General features: G+C 73.8%; 18 protein-coding genes. 3 read left to right on the forward strand and 15 right to left on the reverse strand.

Annotation, left to right across the window (positions count from 1 at the left end):
* Nucleotides 1–87: 87 nt before the first annotated feature.
* From ABZ806_RS08395 to ABZ806_RS08445, 11 genes are all read right to left on the reverse strand, one after another.
* On the reverse strand, nucleotides 88–3,183 hold the full coding sequence (locus ABZ806_RS08395) for a BTAD domain-containing putative transcriptional regulator (RefSeq protein WP_500216191.1): 3,096 nt from the start codon (nucleotides 3,181–3,183) through the stop codon (nucleotides 88–90).
* Between the two features lie 85 nt (nucleotides 3,184–3,268).
* Nucleotides 3,269–3,694 carry a pilus assembly protein TadG-related protein gene (locus tag ABZ806_RS08400; protein WP_500216192.1) on the reverse strand — a complete coding sequence of 142 codons (426 nt, stop codon included), beginning with the start codon at nucleotides 3,692–3,694 and terminating at the stop codon, nucleotides 3,269–3,271.
* The gene (locus ABZ806_RS08405; protein WP_500216193.1) at nucleotides 3,691–4,134 is read right to left on the reverse strand and encodes a TadE family protein; all 444 of its coding nucleotides are present in this window, start codon (nucleotides 4,132–4,134) and stop codon (nucleotides 3,691–3,693) included. Before ABZ806_RS08405 ends, ABZ806_RS08400 begins: the two co-directional genes overlap by 4 nt.
* Nucleotides 4,131–4,580 carry a TadE/TadG family type IV pilus assembly protein gene (locus tag ABZ806_RS08410; RefSeq protein WP_500216195.1) on the reverse strand — a complete coding sequence of 150 codons (450 nt, stop codon included), beginning with the start codon at nucleotides 4,578–4,580 and terminating at the stop codon, nucleotides 4,131–4,133. Before ABZ806_RS08410 ends, ABZ806_RS08405 begins: the two co-directional genes overlap by 4 nt.
* Nucleotides 4,581–4,584: 4 nt before the next feature.
* The gene (locus tag ABZ806_RS08415) at nucleotides 4,585–4,806 is read right to left on the reverse strand and encodes a Flp family type IVb pilin (protein ID WP_500216196.1); all 222 of its coding nucleotides are present in this window, start codon (nucleotides 4,804–4,806) and stop codon (nucleotides 4,585–4,587) included.
* Between the two features lie 37 nt (nucleotides 4,807–4,843).
* A complete protein-coding gene (locus ABZ806_RS08420) occupies nucleotides 4,844–5,761 on the reverse strand; it encodes a type II secretion system F family protein (RefSeq protein WP_500216198.1) in 918 nt (305 codons plus the stop codon).
* Nucleotides 5,758–6,792: a type II secretion system F family protein gene (locus tag ABZ806_RS08425; protein WP_500216199.1), complete on the reverse strand. Its 1,035-nt coding sequence runs from the start codon at nucleotides 6,790–6,792 to the stop codon at nucleotides 5,758–5,760. Before ABZ806_RS08425 ends, ABZ806_RS08420 begins: the two co-directional genes overlap by 4 nt.
* Nucleotides 6,793–6,826: 34 nt before the next feature.
* Nucleotides 6,827–8,128 (reverse strand): TadA family conjugal transfer-associated ATPase, encoded by a 1,302-nt coding sequence (locus ABZ806_RS08430; RefSeq protein ID WP_500216200.1) that lies wholly within the window; start codon nucleotides 8,126–8,128, stop codon nucleotides 6,827–6,829.
* Nucleotides 8,129–9,043, reverse strand: coding sequence for a hypothetical protein (locus ABZ806_RS08435; RefSeq protein ID WP_500216201.1), 915 nt, complete (start codon nucleotides 9,041–9,043; stop codon nucleotides 8,129–8,131).
* A gap of 2 nt (nucleotides 9,044–9,045) precedes the next feature.
* Entirely contained in the window at nucleotides 9,046–9,966 is a 921-nt protein-coding gene (locus ABZ806_RS08440; protein WP_500216202.1) for a CpaB family protein, read from the reverse strand.
* 260 nt (nucleotides 9,967–10,226) lie between these two features.
* Nucleotides 10,227–10,928 (reverse strand): TetR/AcrR family transcriptional regulator, encoded by a 702-nt coding sequence (locus ABZ806_RS08445; protein WP_500216203.1) that lies wholly within the window; start codon nucleotides 10,926–10,928, stop codon nucleotides 10,227–10,229.
* 112 nt (nucleotides 10,929–11,040) lie between these two features.
* Between ABZ806_RS08445 and ABZ806_RS08450 the strand changes: the two genes are divergently transcribed.
* The 3 genes from ABZ806_RS08450 to ABZ806_RS08460 are packed head-to-tail and all read left to right on the forward strand — an operon-like array spanning nucleotide 11,041 to nucleotide 17,051.
* On the forward strand, nucleotides 11,041–11,514 hold the full coding sequence (locus ABZ806_RS08450; RefSeq protein WP_500216204.1) for an SRPBCC family protein: 474 nt from the start codon (nucleotides 11,041–11,043) through the stop codon (nucleotides 11,512–11,514).
* A gap of 48 nt (nucleotides 11,515–11,562) precedes the next feature.
* Nucleotides 11,563–12,504: an NAD-dependent epimerase/dehydratase family protein gene (locus ABZ806_RS08455; RefSeq protein WP_500216205.1), complete on the forward strand. Its 942-nt coding sequence runs from the start codon at nucleotides 11,563–11,565 to the stop codon at nucleotides 12,502–12,504.
* Nucleotides 12,505–12,539: 35 nt separating this feature from the next.
* The gene (locus ABZ806_RS08460) at nucleotides 12,540–17,051 is read left to right on the forward strand and encodes a type VII secretion EssC family protein (RefSeq protein ID WP_500216206.1); all 4,512 of its coding nucleotides are present in this window, start codon (nucleotides 12,540–12,542) and stop codon (nucleotides 17,049–17,051) included.
* A gap of 16 nt (nucleotides 17,052–17,067) precedes the next feature.
* On the opposite strand, the gene ABZ806_RS08465 is transcribed toward ABZ806_RS08460, so the two are convergent.
* The 4 genes from ABZ806_RS08465 to ABZ806_RS08480 all read right to left on the reverse strand — a co-directional run bounded on the left by ABZ806_RS08465 (nucleotide 17,068) and on the right by ABZ806_RS08480 (nucleotide 18,254).
* Nucleotides 17,068–17,259, reverse strand: a complete 192-nt coding sequence (locus ABZ806_RS08465; RefSeq protein WP_500216208.1) for a DUF397 domain-containing protein — start codon at nucleotides 17,257–17,259, stop codon at nucleotides 17,068–17,070.
* Between the two features lie 163 nt (nucleotides 17,260–17,422).
* Nucleotides 17,423–17,617, reverse strand: a complete 195-nt coding sequence (locus ABZ806_RS08470; RefSeq protein WP_500216209.1) for a DUF397 domain-containing protein — start codon at nucleotides 17,615–17,617, stop codon at nucleotides 17,423–17,425.
* Nucleotides 17,617–18,015, reverse strand: a complete 399-nt coding sequence (locus ABZ806_RS08475) for a DUF5753 domain-containing protein (RefSeq protein ID WP_500216210.1) — start codon at nucleotides 18,013–18,015, stop codon at nucleotides 17,617–17,619. Before ABZ806_RS08475 ends, ABZ806_RS08470 begins: the two co-directional genes overlap by 1 nt.
* Nucleotides 18,015–18,254: a hypothetical protein gene (locus tag ABZ806_RS08480; protein WP_500216211.1), complete on the reverse strand. Its 240-nt coding sequence runs from the start codon at nucleotides 18,252–18,254 to the stop codon at nucleotides 18,015–18,017. Before ABZ806_RS08480 ends, ABZ806_RS08475 begins: the two co-directional genes overlap by 1 nt.
* Nucleotides 18,255–18,341 lie beyond the last annotated feature (87 nt).

Raw genomic sequence — 18,341 nt, forward strand, 5'->3', positions numbered from 1 at the left:
GAATCTAGTTTTTGATCTCTGGCTTGTTGTTGTCTTGGGCGTCCTCATAACAACAACACGCCGCAGGTCAACGAGAAATTTGGCGGGTTAGCGGGAGCCTACGCGGTGCCAGTCGGGGATCAGGTCCTCTACCAGCGCTTCCGTCTCGGGCTGTAGCTGGTCCTGGTACGGGTCTCTTGCCAGGCGGGAGCGCAGTTCGTCCACGACCACGCGGACCTGCTCGACGTCGCCGGTCGCGTGGGTCGCGCGGAGCAGGTCGCGCCACAGGCCCTCGTCCCCCGGCGCGAGCCGCAGCCCGGCGCGGGCCGCGCCGACCGCACCGCGCGGGTCGCCCTCCTCCAGCCGCAGCACGACGAGCCGGTGCGCGACGTCGATGACCCGCGCGGGCGTCTCGTACTCCAACTCGTGATCGGCGAGCCACGCGAACCGGCCGCGCGGCCGGTCGGCGAGCAGCGGCCCCCGGACGAGGTCCAGCGCGTACGCCATGTAGGCGGTCTCGGACGCGGGCTCGGCCGCCGACCGCCACACCAGCCAGCGGAACGTCGCGACGTCGACCCGCACCTCCGAGCCGAGCCTGATCCGGCCGCGCTCGTCGTGGTACAGGTTGGGGCGGCCGCGCGCGTCCCTGCCGAGCCAGTCCGACACGCGCGCCACGCACGCGTCGCGGACGCCCGCGCCGGCGCCGCGCGGCCAGATCGCGCCGGACAGCACCGTCGGGTGGACGCCCTCCGGGTGCGCGGCGAGGAACACCAGCAACTCGGTGCACAGTTCGCGGCGGCTCTCGTCCATCGGGCCCGGCGCGTCGACCTCGATCGGGCCGAGCAGCCGGATGTCGACCGACGTCTGCTGCGCCGCCGGCGGCTCCGCCCCGCCGGTGAGGCCGGGGAGCCGGACGGAGTCGAGCCGCCCGGCCGTGCGGAACAGCTCGAACACGGCCCGGTAGTCGTCGTCGCGGACGAGCTGCGCGTCGACGTCGAAGCCGAGGACGCCGGCCTGGAGGCGTCCGGTGGCGTCGGTGTCCCAGGTCCAGGTGGCGCCCTGCACGTCGCCGGGGACGATGTAGCCGGCGGCCATCCGGGTGCCGGTGCGGGCGAGCGCGACGAGCCGGTCGGCCTCCCGCTCGTCCGGGCGGTCCGCCATGATCAGGTAGTGCGGCATCCACGCCTCGCCGAACACGCCGCGGCAGCGTCCGGTGAGCACCGAGTCGACGCCGGACGCGGCGAGCGCCTGCCGCACCTCCTCGCTGCGCCCCTCGAGCTCCGGCAGCGCGTCCTGGAGCGTCGGGACGGACCGGACCCGGTCCGGGGCGATCTCGGCGAGGCCCTCGCCCAGTTCCGCGTCGAACCCGACGAGCGTGATCCGCATGTGGTCGGACCAGCGGTTCGTCGCCAGCTCCAGCGCGACCGCGGACAGCGCGGCCCGGCGCACGTCCTCGGGGCCGCGCAGCGCGATCAACCCGTGCGCGGCCTCCAGGTCGACGAGGATGCGGCCGTTGGCGTTCGTGCCGATCGACACGAGGCCCGGGTAGGGGGCGAGGACGTCGCCGAGGCCCGCCGCCTCCAGCATCGGCAGCGCGTCGCCGCGCAGCCGCCACACCTGGCCGTCGTCGAACGCCTGCCAGGGGGCGGGCGGGTTCCGGTCGGCGGGCGCGATCCACAGGTCGAGGCTGCCGCGCCCGAGATGCACCCCGTAGACGGTCGGGAGCGCCCGGCCGCCCGCCGCCATCGACTTCGACATGTGCCGCAGCCCGAGGTCGAGGAGCTTCGCCGCGTCGTCGTCGGCGCCGATCCGCAGCGCCCGCTCCGCCTCGGCCGCCGTCCCCTCCGGCCGGACGACCATGTGCCCGAACGCGCGGTTCCACAGCTGGGCGCGGCGGCGCCGGCCGAGCGCGACCAGCAGCCCGGTGGCGATCAGCGACGCCGCGGCGAGTCCCTGCGGCCAGCCGATGCCGAGCGACGCGCCGGTGTCGTCCTGCTGCGGGGAGCCCTTGCCCGGGACGTCCGCGCCGCCGGTTCCCGCGTGCCCGTCCATCTCGCCGGACGGGCCTTCGGCGTGCGCGGGCGGATGCGCCGGCTCGGACTGCTGCGGCGCGGGCTTCTGCGGAGCGGGCTTCTGCGGAGCGGCCTGCTCGGGCGCGTGGCTCTGCTCGGGCGCGGGGCTCGGTTCGGGGGCCTCGCTCTGTTGCGGCGGCTGGGTCTGTGCCGGTGCCCGGCTCTGTTCAGGGGCCGGGGTCTGCGGTGCCGGTGCGGCAGGCGGCGCCTCCGCGGCCGGGGGCTGCGCGGCCGGGGGCTGGGTCGCCGGGGGCTGGGCGGGCTCGGGTTCGGGTGCGGGCTTGTCAGGCTCGTCCGGGACGGCGTGCCCGTACCGGAAGTAGTCGTGCAGGTCCTTGACCGGGACGACCTTGGCGCCCTTGGCGTCCGAGGGCATCTCCAGGATCCAGCCCGGACGGATCAGGCTCGCGATCGTCAGGCGCGTCCCGTCCGGCTGGACGTGGTTCTTGTTGAGGGAGTAGATCTCCTTGTAGCGGCGGCCCTCGCCGAGGCACTTCTCGGCGATCTCCCACAGGCTCTCGTGGTGGCGCCCCTCCGGCGGCTGCACCCGGTAGATCTTCGTCGTGGCGGACTTCTCCACCGGGTTCGCGGTGAGGTCCTCGGCGATCCGGTCGGCGGCGGCCGCGTGCTCGGGGGCGTCCGGGGCCTGCTGGAACGTCGCCGCCTGCGGCTCCATCCGCAGCGGCGCCGACGCCGGCGGCCGCTGCGACAGCCCGCCGGCGGCGAACGCGGGCATGATCGTGGTGGTGGCGGTGAACAGCAGCAGCGCCGCCACGACGAGCCGGTGGACGAGCGACTGCGTCCCGCCCGCGAGCGGCACCCGCGCGGGCACGCCGACGCCGCGGATCCCGGCGTACACCTCGACGACCACGCACGCCGCGAGCTGCAGCCACGCCAGCCACACGAGCGCGACGAGGATCGCGAGCAGCGACCCCGGCCCGACCCGCTGGGTGAGGTCGGACGCGGCCGGCACGTGGTCCGGCAGCGGCGACCCGAACAGCGTCAGCAGCGCGAACGGGACGCCCGCCAGCAGCGCGGCCAGCGCGGCGACCGCGCCGATCCCGGCGAGCACGTCGCCCGCGCTGCGGCGGCCCTTCACGCGGACGGGCGTCCGCCGGCCCTGCCCCGTCACCATCGCGTCCCTGCCGTTTCCCCGGCCGTCGCGCCGGAGGTCGCACCGGAGGTCGCCCTCATCGTAGATCCGTTCTCCCGATCGATCACGGGCCTTCTCCCTCGGTGACCGGGCGGGCGGTCGCGCCGGCGGTCAGCCGGAACTCGCCGAAGCCGGGGATGATGCCGAGGAGCTGCGGTTTCACGCTGATCTGGACGGTGACCGCGACCTCCTGGCCGTTGGCGTCGCACTGGGAAGCGGTGACCTCGTCGGGGTAGGCGGCGAGCAGGTCGCACGCCGCCGCGCGGGCCCGGCCCGGGTCGAGGACGGGCTTGCCGGTCGCGCGGAGGGCATCGGTGTCGATCTGGTTCGCGCCGGCGCGCGCCGCCTGCTCGGCCATGTCGGCGGCGCGCTGCCGGGCGTGGATGGCGAGGCCGCCGTCCACCAGCAGCCCGGCCAGCAGCAGCACGACCGGCGTGAACAGCACCGTGTACATCGCGATCGTGCCCCGGTCCCCGCGCGGGATGGTCATGGTGCGGCTCCCGGGTCGTCGGCGCCGCCCGTGTCCGTGCCCCGGTTGGTGAAGGTGTCGATGGGCGCGATCGCGTGGCCCTGCAGGCGCTTGGTGCCGGGCAGTCCGATGAACGCGAGGTCGCCGAGGTCGACGTCGCAGGTGACGGTCACGCCGACCCGTCCGCCCGGCCCCCAGGCGGACACGTCGGTCTGGACGCTCGGGCCGCCCGAGCACCAGCCGGTGCCGCGCATCCCGGCGGCGGCGGTCTCGGCGGCGAGGCTCTGCGCGGATCCGGCGCTGCGCGCGATGGACGCGGCGCGGGCGGCGTCCCGCGCGGCGCCGTCCACCTGGCTCTTGGCGTCCACCATCCGGCCGGCGCCGGCGAGGAAGAGCAGGAACGCGATGAAGATGGGCGTGACGATGACCATCTCCAGCGACATGGATCCGCGGTCTCTCACGGGCCCGCCCCCCGCTGGCAGGCGGTGCCCGAGCCGACGTCGGGGCGGAAGCACTCGATCGGCCCCTGCGACCGCTGCGACACGTGGAACGTCATGAACGGGACGACCTGGACTGCCTCGCCGCTGACCTCCACCCACCGCTCGTCGTTCTCCTCCCCCGCCCGCACCTGGAGCCCGGACAGCAGGTCCGGGCCGATCTCGCGGACCGACCCGGTCGCCTTCGCGGTCGCCGCGCCCTCCCAGCCGCCGCCGACCGGCGACGTCCGCGCGACGCGCGCGCCCGCCTGCGCGGCGGCGAGCGCCACATGCCGGGCGTGGAACACCATGGCGAACTGCACCACGACCAGCATCACTAAGAGGAGGACCGGGGTGAGCAGCGCCCACTCCATCGACGACACGCCCGCGTCCGGCCGCAGCCGCGACGCGAGGCGTTGACGGGGCCGCATCGGGTCAGCCCGTGTTGATGCTGTTGGCCTTGTCCGAGATCTTCCTCTGGATCACCGCGCCGATGGTGATCGCGATCAGCGCGAGGATCGCGGTGATGATCGCCCATTCGATCGCGGACGCGCCGCGGCTGCGCTCCTCCTCCGACCGCAGCCGCGCCATCCGGACGCCGAGCACGGCGCGCCAGTACAGGACGGACGGATGGTCCAGCGGATTGAGTGGATTCATCGGAAACCTCCACGGGGTTCGGGGGCAGGCCCTGACGTCATGACGCGAGCACCCGCATCAGGGCCGGGTAGGCGAGGAAGATCAGGAATCCGGCGCACAGGAACAGCTGCGCGACGAGCATCGACTGGGAGCGCTCGCCGGCCTTGCCCTCCAGGTCCGACAGCTCGCGGCTGCGCATCGACGCGGCGCGGGCCGAGAGCGACTTGCGGATCTGCGCGCCGTCGTCGGAGACCAGCGCGAGCGCCCCGGCGAGGTCGCGCAGCTCGGCGATGTCGAGTTCCTCGCCGAGCCGGCCGAGCGACTGCCAGGGCGTCTGGCCGGTGATGCGGGCGTTGGCCAGCGCGTCCCGGATGCGGTGCATCGCCCAGCCCTCGCCGACGTTGGACGCGGTCATCAGCGCCTCGGGGACGCCGCGCCCGCCCGCCAGGTTCATCGAGACGAGGTCGAGGAACGCGCCGACGACGTGCCGGAAGTCCTGCCGGCGGGCCTGCGCCTCCTGCCGGAGCTGCATGTCGGGGAAGAAGAAGAACAGGACGGCGAACAGCACGCAGATCCACGCGGGGACGGCGACGGACGAGCCGAGCCCGAGCAGCGTGAAGTAGGCGATGATCAGCGGGATGACCAGCAGCGCGGCGGCGGGCAGCAGGAACTTGGTGGCGAGGAACGCCTCCAGCGACCGCTCGGTGATCGCGAGGTCGGCGCGGACCGAGCGGAGCCGCCAGCCGCGCGACTCGCAGAACCGGGCCAGCTCCCGGCCGATCCGGGCGCGCATCCCGCCGACCCGCTCCAGCGTCGGGGACATCCGGCCGAGCTGCTGCTCCTCCAGGTCGCGGCGGCGCGCGGCGTCGAGCGCGGCCATCCGCGCGGCGAGGCCGGGACGGGCCGGGAACAGCGCCCGGACGAGCACGTACACGCCGAGGCCGACGACGGCGCCCGCGATCATCGCGGCGTTCACGGCGCGCCACCCCCGCCCGCGTCCAGGGTGGGCCGGCCGCGCGGCGGTGGCTCCTCGGCGCCCCGGCTCAGCCCGGCGGAGTTCTGCCCGCCCCGGTTCTGCCAGCCCGCGACCGTGCTCGGCACCTCGCCGGGCACGCCCGGTTCGGCCGTCGCGCGCGGTTCGCTGAGGAACCGGCTCGGCAGCTCGTACCGGGACAGCCGCCGCAGCCACAGGAACGCCGCCCCGTACAGGGCGACGACGATGCACAGGACGAGCTGCCCGAGGAAGTCGTCGTACGGCTCGACGTAGGAGTGGTTGAACACGGCGAGGGCGAGGGCCGTCCCGACGGAGACGGCGACGACGATGCGGACGCTGCGCCGGGTCGCGCGCCGGTCGGCCTCGACGCGCCGCCGCATGTCCAGTTCGGCGCGGGCGGACGTGGCGAGCGCGCTCAGCATGTCGCGCAGGCCGGGGCCGCGCAGCTTGGCGTTCAGGATCAGCGCGGCGACCACCAGGTCGGCGGACGGGTCGTCGATGTCGTCGGCGAACCGGCGCAGCGCCTCCGGCATCGGGACGCGGGTGTGCAGCCGGTCGACGAGGTTGCGCAGCGGCTGCTGCAGGGCGGGCGCGGCGGCGCGCTGCGAGGCGGGGATGGCCTGCTCCAGGCCGACGGCGCCGGCGATCGTGTCGCGGAGCGACTCCGTCCAGCCGGCGAGGCCCTCCAGCCGCGCCATGCCGCGGCGCTCCTCGGCGGCGCCGCCCGCGAGCCCGTCCCAGGCGAGGACGAGCACGCCGGTGCCGACGGCCGCGATCGGCCAGCGCGTCAGGATCAGGACGAGGAAGCCGACGATGACGGCGAGCGCCGTGCGGGTGGTGAGGGTGCGGACCAGGTCCTCGCGGCTGCGTCCGCGGGCGGGCCTCGTGCGGGCGGGCAGCCCGCGCAGCGCGACGACCAGCAGCAGGAGACCGCCGCCGGCCAGGGCGCCCGCGACGACGGCGAGGAGCACGTCCGGCGCGTACATCACCCACCACCCCCGCTCATCGGGCACCCGCTCACCAGGCGCCCGTTCACCGTGCCCCCGCTCACCAGGTACCTCCGGCCGACGGGTCGTAGCCGTACTCGGCCAGCTCGGCGATGCACGAGATCGGCGCGGACGGGACGGCGGCCCCGCCTGCGCCGAGCGCGAACACCTCCGACGACAGGACCCGCCCGTCCACGCCGGTGACCTCCCGGACGCTGGACACGTACCGGCGCAGCCGCCCCCCGGACGCGTACTCGTTGTGCTTCTCGATGAACACGACGAAGTCGATCGCGCCCGCGATCAGCATGTGGGTCGCCTCGACCGGCAGCCGCTCCTCCGCCTGGATCGCGTACGTCGCGACGCGGTTGAACACCTCCACCGACGAGTTCGCGTGGATCGTCGACAGCGACCCGTCGTTGCCCTGCGTCATCGCGTTCAGCATCGTGACGATCTCGTCGCCGAGGACCTCGCCGACGATCACCCGGGACGGGTTCATCCGCAGCGACCGGCGGACCAGTTCCGCCATCGAGATCGCGCCCTGCCCCTCGGAGTTCGGCAGCCGCTGCTCGAACGCGACGCAGTTCGGATGCAGTTCGGGGAAGGCGTCCAGGCCGAGTTCCATGGCGCGCTCGACGGTGATGAGCCGCTCGCCCGGCGGGATCTCGTTGGCGACCGCGCGCAGCAGCGTCGTCTTCCCGGCGTTCGTCGCGCCCGCGATCATGATGTTCTTGCGGGCGAGGACGGCGGCGCGGAAGAACTGCCCGATCTCCTGGCTGAACGTCCCGTTGCCGACCAGGTCGGCGAGGAACACCTTGCCGAGCCGGGCGCGCCGGATCGACAGCGCCGGGCGGACGGTCACGTCCATCACGGCCGAGAGCCGCGAGCCGTCCGGGAGGCGCAGGTCGAGCTGCGGGTTCGCGGTGTCGAACGGCCGCGACGACAGCCCGCTGTAGGCGGCGAGTATCTGGATCAGCTCGACCAGTTCCTCGTCGCTCTCGGCGACCGGCTCGGCCATCACCTCGCGCCCGTCGGCGTAGCCGATGAACACCCGGTCGCAGCCGTTGATGTCGATGTTCTCGATCTCGGGGTCTTCGAGCAGCGGCTGGAGCCGGCCGACGCCGAACAGCGCGGCGTGCACCCCGGCGGCGAGCGCCTCCTCCTCCTCGGCGTTCGGCGGGCGGCGCCCGGAGGTGATCTCGCCGCGCGCGAACTCCTCCAGCACCTGGCCGATGAGCGCGCGGGCGAACTGCCGCTCGTCCTCCCCGGACATCGACGGCAGCCCGTTCGCGGCGTCCAGCCGGCGCTGCTGCGCCAGCCGGTCGCCGACCTCCTGGCGGAGGCGCTTGACGAGCCCGTGGTCCATCTAGCGCCTCCCCTCCTGCGGAACGCCGGCCGGCACCTGCGGCGGCGCCTCCCCGGCGGGCGCGGCGGCGGGCACGGCGGCGGCCGGCGGGGCGAGCCGGCCGACCAGGTCGGCGGCGACCTCGCGCGCCGAGCGGATGAGCAGCGACCGGTCCAGCCGGCCGCCCCACTGCCCGGACAGCAGGTCGGCGCCCTTCGGGTCGAGCGCCAGGCCGCCGAGGACGGTCACGCCGGGCGGCGGCGGGCCCTGCGCCGGACCGGGCGCCGGGTCGGGCGCCTGGCCGCGGCCGCGCGCTCCCGCGATGATCCGGTCGACCTCGGCGACCGAGCCGCGGAAGTCGCGCGGGTCGGCGAGCACCAGCACCCCGATCGGCGGGCCGCCGCGCAGCTCCTCGGTCAGCGCCCCGACGCGCTCGCGCAGGTGGGCGACCTGTTCGAGGGTCGCGCGGGTGAGCAGGACGACCATGTCGGCCTCCCGCAGCAGCTCGGTCAGCGGCATGCCGGCGCCGAGCCGCCCGCAGTCGGCGATCACGTCCACCGGGGCGAGGCCGGCGAACGCGCGGCCGAGCGGCCCCCACAGCCACGTCATCGCCTGCGCCTGCTCGGCGTTGGTGAGCCCGACGAGCACGTCCAGGCCGCCGACGAGCCGCTGGCAGTGCTCGGCGATCTGGTCGGGACGCAGGCCGCGGCGGGCCGTCGCGGCGAGGCTGAGCAGCCCGCGGGACGGGTTCAGCATGCCGCCGTCCCCGTCGCCGTCGCCGTTCTGCGGGGCGGAGGGCAGCCGGTAGACGAGGTCGCCGCCCGCCTGGTCGCACTCCGCGACCAGCACGGGACGCGGCCACACGGCGCCGAGCGCGACCGCCGCGGTCGTGACGCCCGGCGCCCCCTTGTCGGCCGCGAGCGCGATGAGGGCCACCGTCAGTTACCGCCCGTGCCTGGACTCTGCGGGCCGCCCTGGTTCGGGGTGCCGCCCTGGTTCTGCGTACCGCCGCTCTGGGTCGGCGCGCCGCCCTGGTTGGGGACGGGCTCGACGCCGCCGGGCTGCTGCTTGTTCTGCTTCTGCTGCCTGTCCTGCTTGGCGGGCGGCGCGGCGACCTTCGTCCCGTCCGGGATCAGCGCGAGCGCGACCGCCCCCGCGGACGCCGCCTGCGCCACCTGCGCCGCGTCCGCCGGCAGGACCGCGACGTCCACGCTGGTCTGGTCGGAGCGCAGCCGGGTCGGGCCGGTGTCGCCGCCGCCGCCGATCCCGACGACGACGGCGTCCTGGGAGAGGACGGTCCCGGCGCGCGGGCCGCCGTTCTGCCCGTTGCCGACGGCGTAGAGGATCACGTGCTTGCCCTGCACGAGGTCACCGGTCGGGGTCTGGCCGGGCTTGAGCGCGAGCCCGACGACGACGCGCCCGTTCTCGGGGGCGTCCGACCTGCTGATCATGCCGTTGGTCAGCAGCGCGCCCGGCACCAGCCGGACGGCCGCGACGCGCCCGGTCACCTTGGCCCGCTCCGACCAGGCGAGGAACTGGATGCCGGTGTCGCCGATCTGCACCTCCTGGAGGGCGCTCGCCGGGATCTGCTGCCCGGCCGCGACCGGCTGCGCGACGCGGATCGCCGACACCCGCTCGCCGCTCGCCATGACCAGGTAGGCGCTGGCGAGGGCGCCGCCGAGGATCAGCAGCACCGCGAGGGCCGCGAGCGCGGGCTTGCGCTCGCGCGGGGAACTCGGGAGCCGCTGCCCCCCGGAGGTGCCGAGCCCCGACCGGCCGAGCCCCGCCGTCCCACCGGACGAGCCCGCCGCGCCACCACCGGAGATGGTCGACTGGTTGGACTTCATCGCGCTGCCCACGCGCTCCTTCCCGCCCTCTCGCGGACCCCGTCCCGGGACGTCCGCGCACACCGAGCGATCCATGCTTGCGGGGGCGGCAAGGTCCCGTCAATGGATTCGGTGATGTGAAGCGGTTCCGTATCCGGGCGCACCGCGATGACCTGGGAAATCAGTGGCCACATGACTACTTACCACCAGTCACATGCGTCACTGACCACATGCTGGACACCCCGCGGCGGCCCGGCGAGACGCGCGCGGGAGCCGCGGGAGGCCCGGTGGCGTCAGGGTTCCAGGCCGACGAGGCGTCCGAGCAGGGTCATCGTGTGGTCGAAGTAGGCGGCCCGCTCCTCGATCACGTTGTTGAATTGCCCGAACAATTCGAAGCTGACGGTTCCGTACAAACCGGCCCATGCGGTGAACGCCCGGGTGATCACGTCGCCGGGCAGGTCCATGGACAGCGCGGTGCGCGCGCGTGCCATGTCCCCGGCGAGCGAGGGCGGCGCGGGCGGGCACGGTCCCGCGGGGTCGAGCGCGCCGGCAGCGTGGGCCTCGGTGATGATGCGGGTGAGGACGACCGTGTCGCGCACGGCGGCCGAGACAGTGTCCTCGGGCGCCTTGTAACCGGGGACGGGCGACCCGTACAGCAGGGCGTACTCGTGCGGATGCGTCAGCGCCCACTCCCGGACGGCCCTGCACACGGCGAGCCAGCGTCCGCCGAAGTCGCCGGCCGCGGCCTGCGCGTCGGCCCGCTCGACGGCCTCCCCGACGGCGTTGTACCCGTCGATGATCAGTGCGGTCAGCAGGTCGTCGCGGCTCGGGAAGTACCGGTAGATCGCCGACGAGACCATGCCCATCTCGCGGGCGACCGCGCGCAGCGACAGCCCCGTCGCGCCCGCGGTGGCCAGCTGCCGTCTCGCGATCTCGGTGATCTCCCGGATCAGCTCCGCCCGAACCCGTTCCCGTGCCGTTCCTCCTGCGCTCATGGCGCCAGGCTAGCAGAGCGTTGCACTGAATCGAGAGCACCGCTCTTGACATCACCGCTCTGGAGAGAGAGCATTGCTCTCAGAACGGAGCACTGAACCGAAGGAGACGGTCATGCCGAACCTGGCGACCCTGCACGACGAGTACGCGCTGCGCGGCCGGATCGACGCGGCCGCGCCCGTCACGAACTCGTCCAGCGTCCTGATCGACGCCGCACCCGGCCGGGTCTGGGAGGTCCTCGCCGACCTGCGCGGCTGGGAGGCGTGGGCGCCCGGCTTCAAGCTGCGGGCCCTGGACACCGTCGGAGTGGGCCGCACGTTCCGCTGGAGCCAGAACGGCACGCCGCTCCACTCCCGGTTCGCCGTGGTCGAACCCGGCCGCGAGCTGAGCTGGACGGGCAGCCTCCTGGGGCTCTACCGGGCCGTCGACCGCATGGTCCTGGCGCCGGAGAACGGCGGCACCCGGGTGACGCTCCAGGAGTCCCTGGACGGCCCGCTCGTCGGCCTCGTCTACCCGTCGCGCAAGCTGCGCGCCGGCCACGAGACCCGCCTGGCCGCCCTGAAGAGCCACATCGAAGCCCGCGCCTGACAGCCCGCAACCACCCCAGAGCAAGAAACACCGAGAAGGAGACAGGCCATGGGAAAGCACGTGATCGTCGGCGCCGGGCAGGTCGGGGCGCATCTGGCCGAGCGGCTCGTCCGGATGGGGCACGACGTCGTCGTCGTGACGCGGTCCGGGTCGGGACCCGAGGGGGTCGAGCGGATCGCCGCCGACGTCGCCGACCGGGCCCGGCTGTCCGAGATCGCCAAGGGCGCCGACACGCTCTACAACTGCGTGAACCCGCAGTACCACCGGTGGGTGCAGGACTGGCCGCCGATGGCGGCGTCCTTCCTCGCGACCGCCGAGGCCACCGGCGCGACGCTGGTGACGCTCAGCAGCCTGTACGGGTACGGGCCGGTCGACGGGCCGATGACCGAGGACCTGCCGCTCGCCGCCACCGGCACCAAGTCGCGGGTGCGGGCCGGGATGTGGCGGGACGCCATCGCCGCGCACGAGGCGGGACGCATCCGGACGACCGAACTGCGCGCGTCCGACTACTACGGGCCGGGCAGCACCGACCAGGCGTACATCGGCGAGGCGCGGTTCGTGAAGCCGCTGCTCGCGGGCAAGCGGGTGCTGTACTTCAGCGACCCGTCCATCCCGCACGCCTGGACGTACCTGCCGGACGTCGCCGAGGCCCTCGCGATCGCCGGGACGGACGAGCGGTCGCTCGGCCGGCCGTGGCACGTCCCGACGGGCCCGGCTGTGTCGACGCTGGACGTCGCCGAGCGGCTGTGCGCGATCGCCGGCGCGCCGAAGCCGCGGGTCACCGAGGCGCCGCGCGCCATGTTCAACGCGCTCGGGCTCTTCTCTCCGATGATGAAAGAACTGCGGGAGACCCGCTACCAGTTCGACCGGCCGTACATTCTGGACTCTTCCGCGTTCCAGTCGACGTTCGGGATGGCTCCGACGCCGCTGGACGACGCCCTCGAAACGATCGTCGCCGCCTACCGGAAAACCGAGGGGAGCGGTAATTAAGCTGAACGATATTTCCGGAGACGTCGGAGGCTCGGATGCGGATCTCGTTCACGGCGCTGACCGGCGGCGGACCTCGCGATGTCGTGATAAATGTCGATTCTGAGGTCACCGTTGCCGGGGTCGCCCAATCGCTCGCCGCCACGCTGGACGGATCCGCGCCGGCCCCGGCCCCGGCACCCCGGTTCTCCAAGGCCGCGCTCCTCGCCAAGGACGGGCGCGGCCCGGGCGGCCTCAGCGGGGACGGGCACGGCGGGGGCGGGCCCCGCAAGGCCCTCTGGATGGACGGCCGGATGCTCGACCCGCAGGCCCTCGCCGTCAAGGAGCTGCGGGACGGCGCCGTCGTCGCCGTCGAGCAGCGCACCGCCGCCGCGACCGTGCTCGCCGAGCCGACCGGCCTCGTCGAGGTGCGGGTCGTCGGCGGGCCGGCCGCCGGGTCCGTGCACCGGCTCGGGCTCGGCACCAGCACGATCGGGTCCGGCCTGGACGTGGACGTGGTGCTCGACGACCCGTCCGTCCCGGCCCGGTCGCTGCGGCTCACGGTCGGGCGCGAGACCGTCGAGGTCGAGGCGTCCGCGATGACGATGCAGGGCACCACCCGGCTCGACGGGACCCCGCTCGGCGCGAAGACGGTCTGGCCGGTGGGCGGCATGCTCTCGGTGGGCGGCAGCGTGCTGGCGCTCGCGCCGAGCGCCGCGCCCGACACCCATCTGGAGCCGCTGCCGGAGGGCGGCCTGGCGTTCAACCGGCCGCCCCGGCTGCGTCCGGCGCACCGGGCGCGGACGCTGGAGGTCCCGAAGCGCCCGGAGCGGAACCCGCGCGAGCGGCTCCGGCTCTTCGGCGCGCTGCTGTTCTCGGCGTTCGGGCTGGTCATGGCGTTCGCGCTCGGCCAGTGGTGGTGGGCGCTGTTCGCGCTGGCCTGGCCGGTGATGACGCTCGGCGAATGGGTCGGCGACCGGCTGCACGGCCGCAAGTCGTACAAGAAGGCGCTGAAGGAGTACCACCGCAAGTCGGGCGAGTTCGACGGCGAGATGGAGCGGCTGCGGCGGGCGGACGAGGCCGAGCGGCGCGCCCTGCACCCCGACCCCGCCGAGGTGCTGCTCACCGCGACCGGGCCCCGGCGGCGCCTGTGGGAGCGGCGCCGCGACGACGCCGACGTCCTGCACCTGCGGGTCGGCCTCGCCGACCTGCCGGCGCGCATCGAGCTGACCGGCGAGCCGGGCGAGGCGGGGGTGCCGGCCGCCCGGCAGGTCCCGGTGACGCTGCCCCTCGCCGAGCTGGGCGTCATCGGGCTGACCGGGCCGCGGCACGCGTCCCGCGGGCTGGCGCGGTGGCTGGTCGCGGAGGCCGCCGTCCTGCACAGCCCCCGGGACCTCGCGATCGTCGTCCTGTCCGCCGACCAGCGCGCCGGCGCCGAGTGGAACTGGGTGCGCTGGCTCCCGCACTGCGCGCCGCGCGACGGCGAGGACTGCGTCGCCCTCGTCGGGACCGACCCGGAGTCGGCCGCGCACCGCGTCACCGAACTCGCGATCCGGGTGACGGAGCGGCGGCGTGCCGCGCAGTCGGAATCGTCGCTGTTCGGGCAGGAAAAGGCGTCTTCCGTCCCGTACAACATCCTGATCGTGCTGGACGGCGCGCGCGCGTTGCGCCGCATACCCGGCATGCCGATGCTCCTGTCGCGAGGCGCCGAGTACGGCATCTACGCCATCTGCGTGGACGACGAAGAACGCCTTCTCCCGGAGGAATGCCAGGCCGTCGCCGCATGGGAGCCGCAGTGGCCTTCGCTGATCCAGCTCCAGGGGCAGGGCCTCGAAGTCGTCGGTCCCGTGGTCGCCGACCAGGTCGCACCGGTCTGGGCCGACCGGGTGGCGCGCGCGCTGGCCCCCGTCCGGGACGTGTCCCGTGAGGACGCCGAAGACTCGATTCCGTCCGATGTGCGGCTGCTGGACGTCCTCGACATGCCCGAGCCCACCGCCGACCACATCCTCCAGTCGTGGAACCGGACGGGCGGGCGCACCACCCGCGTCCCCATCGGGCTCGGGTCGGGGCAGCCCTACGAGATCGACCTCCGCGCCGACGGGCCGCACGGCCTCATCGCGGGGACCACCGGCGCCGGCAAGTCGGAGCTGCTGCAGACGCTCATCGCGTCCCTCGCCGTGGCCAACCGCCCGGACGAGATGACGTTCGTCCTCATCGACTACAAGGGCGGCGCCGCGTTCAAGGACTGCGGGCGCCTCCCGCACACCGTCGGCATGGTCACCGACCTGGACGGCCACGCCACCGAGCGCGCCCTCGAATCCCTCGCCGCCGAACTCCGCCGCCGCGAGGAGATCCTGCTCGGCGCGGGCGCCAAGGACATCGACGACTACAACGACCTGCGGCCCGCCGACCCGGGGCTGCCGACGATGCCGCGGCTCGTCCTCGTCATCGACGAGTTCGCCGCCATGGTCACCGAACTGCCCGACTTCGTCACCGGCCTCGTCGACATCGGGCGGCGCGGCCGGTCCCTCGGCGTGCACCTGATCCTCGCCACGCAGCGTCCCGCCGGGGTCGTCACCGCCGACATCCGCGCCAACACCAACCTGCGCATCGCGCTGCGCGTCACCGACCCGGACGAGTCCACCGACGTCCTCGACGCTCCGGACGCCGCGCAGATCTCCAAGTCCACCCCCGGCCGGTGCTACGTCCGCTCGGGCGTGTCGGCACCGCAGCCCGTGCAGTCCGCGCGGATCGGGGGCCGCCGCCCCGGCACCCGCGCGGCCGCCGCGGGACCGACCGTCCTGCCGCTCCCGTGGCAGGGCCTCGGCCACCCGCTGCCCTCCCCACGGGAGGCCGCCGAGGACACGACGCTCGCCACCGACCTGGGCGTCCTCGTCCAGGCGGTCGACGAGGCCGCCCGCCGCGCCGGCATCGCCCGCCAGCCGTCGCCCTGGCTGAACCCGCTGCCCGAGCAGATCAAACTGACGACCCGCACCGCCGCCGGCGGCTCCGTCGTGGACGTCCCGCCGATCCGGTTCGGGGTCACCGACCTGCCCGCCGTCCAGTCCCGCGAGGAGCTGGTCCTCGACCTGACCTCCGGCGGCCACCTCTACATCGCGGGCTCCGCCCAGTCGGGTCGCTCGACCGCGCTGCGCACCATCGCGGGCTCGCTGGCCTCCGCCTGCTCCCCCTACGACGCGCACCTGTACGCGATCGACTGCGGCGCCAACGCGCTGCTGCCGCTCATCTCGCTGCCGCACTGCGGCGCCGTCGTCACCCGCGACCAGCTCGACCGCTGCGAACGGCTGCTCACCGCGCTGACCGCCGAGGTCGCCCGCCGCCAGCAGCTCCTCGCCGAGGCCGGTTTCGCGTCCCTCGCCGAGCAGCGCGCCGCCGTCGCCGCCACCGACCGCCTCCCCTGGATGGTGCTCCTCCTCGACCGCTGGGAGGGCTTCCTCGGCGCGTTCGAGCACTACGACTACGGCCGCCTCGTCGACCAGGCCATCCGCCTCCTGCGGGAGGGCGCCGCCGTCGGCCTCCGCGCCGTCTTCACCGGCGACCGCTCCGGCCTCGGCGGCCAGATCTCCACCGTCTTCGACCGCCGCCTCCTGCTGCGCATGGCCGACCCGAACGACTACGGCTACGGCGGCCTCCAGGACAAGCAGGTCCCCGCCGCCATGCCGCCCGGCCGCGCCCTGGAGCCGGCGGCCCCCGGAGCGCCCCCGCGCGAATCCCAGATCGGCCTGCTGGGGGACGACCCCTCGGGCACGTCGCAGGTGGCCGTCCTCCAGGAGCTGGCCCGCACCTGCGTCTCCCGCTACGGCCGCCTGCCCCGCCGCCAGCGGCCACTCCACGTGGACGAACTCCCCGTCCGCGTCACCTACCGCGAGGCGATGTCCCTCGACCCCGAGTTCACGGCCCCCTCGCCCCTCTGGGCCCTGGTCGGCGTGGGCGGCGACACCCTCGCCCCCGTCGGCATCGACCTCCTCAACGAAGGCCCCGGCTTCGCCGTGGCCGGCCCGCCCCGCTCGGGACGCTCCACCACCCTGCGCACGATGGTCCACTCGCTCCTGGACCCGTCCGTGGGCGGCGGCCTCGTCCCGGTGGTCCTGGTCACGCCCCGCCGCTCGCCGCTGCGCCTCCTGGCCAGCCGCCCCGGCGTCCTGGGCCTCCTCACCTCCGACGCCGAGCCCGACGACCTGGAGAACGCGATCGGCGACGAGCACCGCTACGTCGTCGTCGTGGACGACGCCGAACTGCTCGACGAGACCGACCTGGACGACGCCCTCCGCGGCGTCCTGCGCACCGCCCGCGACGGCGAGCACGCCGTCGTCATCGGCGGCACCACCGCCGACCTGGGCCGCGGCTACCGCGGCTTCCTGTCCGACACCCGCCGCTCCCGCTCCGGCGTCCTGCTGTCCATCGAATCCCCCGACGACGGCGACATGTTCGGCCTGCGCCTCCCCCGCAACGCCCCCCTGGGCGGCCCCACCGGCCGCGGCCTCTTCACCGCCACCGGCGCCACGACCCAAATCCAGGTAGCCCTACCCCCACCCACCACCACCGACTGACCACCCACCGCACCCATCAGGGCCGGTCGAGCGCACCCGCCTTGATACGACGAAGCAGACGCCCGAACTGGTCACCGGTAACACTCAGCCGCCCACCCTCAGGATCCCTGGAATCCCGAACGGCAACACCCCCGCCCACCCCGACCACCTCAACGCAAGCCTCATCGTTGATCGCCCCGCTGTACGAGCTCTTACGCCAACCTGCCATCACAAGCCCTCCGAACTCACCGACACAGACCCAAGACGCGTCCTCCGCCAGGGTTCACCGGCTACGTTGACCTGCGGCGTGTTGTTGTTATGAGCGCGCCGGAAGCAACAACACGCCGCAGATCAACAACGTGGCGACCCGGCCGACGTCCGCGGAGGCCGCACTAGGGACGGTCAAGGGCGCCCCGTTTGATCCGTCCCATCAACGCCGTGAACTCCACGCCGCTCAGTTCGAGCCGCACGCCGTCCGGGTCCTTGGAGTCCCTGATCCCGATGCCGCTGGCAAGCTCACCGACCTCGACGCACATCTCGTCGTTCGAGCTGCCGCTGTACGAACTCTTGCGCCAGTTGACCACCATCAGAAACCCTCCATGAGCTGCTTGATCAGGGCACGGGATTCGCCTTCGGATGAGGCTTTCGCCCCGATCAACTCGAAATCTACGGCCATCTCCCGCACCTCGGAAGCATCCTGGGCCAACCTGCCTCCACGGAACGCACCGATGTACGCAACGTCCTTGCGTTCCAGGCTCATGATCTGGAACGGGCCGTTCAATCCGAAGTGCCATCCTGCCGAGCGGGCGATGACTCGGATACTCACGCTCGGACGCTCCCCCAACTCCAGCAACCGCTGAAGTTGGGCCTTCATCACCTGAGCGCCTCCAGTCGGGCGGTCCAGGGCGTCCTGATCGAGGAGGACCATCACCAGTGGATGGTCTTCCCTGCCAATGATCAACTCCTGCCGCGCCATGCGCTCCATCAGCGCCTTATCAAGGTCCGCAACACGAGCCATCGACAAGACCGCGCGAGGTAGTCCTCGCTTTGCAGGGGGACGGGAATCGCCTGCCCCTGGTAAATCCGCAGAATCCTGGCCTTCACCTCGTACCCGACACTCTGACGGAACCAGTCCGGGTTGTGGAGCGCCCGCGCGAAGAACAGGAGTCGCTCGAAGTGGCCGCCCGTGTCCCACGCCGCGTCGAGAGCCTTCGCCTGCTTCATGTCGATGCAGGCACGCCCCGCCTCCAGGTTCGCAACATGCGAGCGGACGGTGAGGACGGCGTCGGGTGCTCGAACGGTGCGGATCGT

It is taken from the genome of Spirillospora sp. NPDC047418 (assembly GCF_040643275.1).
Lineage (GTDB): Bacteria > Actinomycetota > Actinomycetes > Streptosporangiales > Streptosporangiaceae > Spirillospora.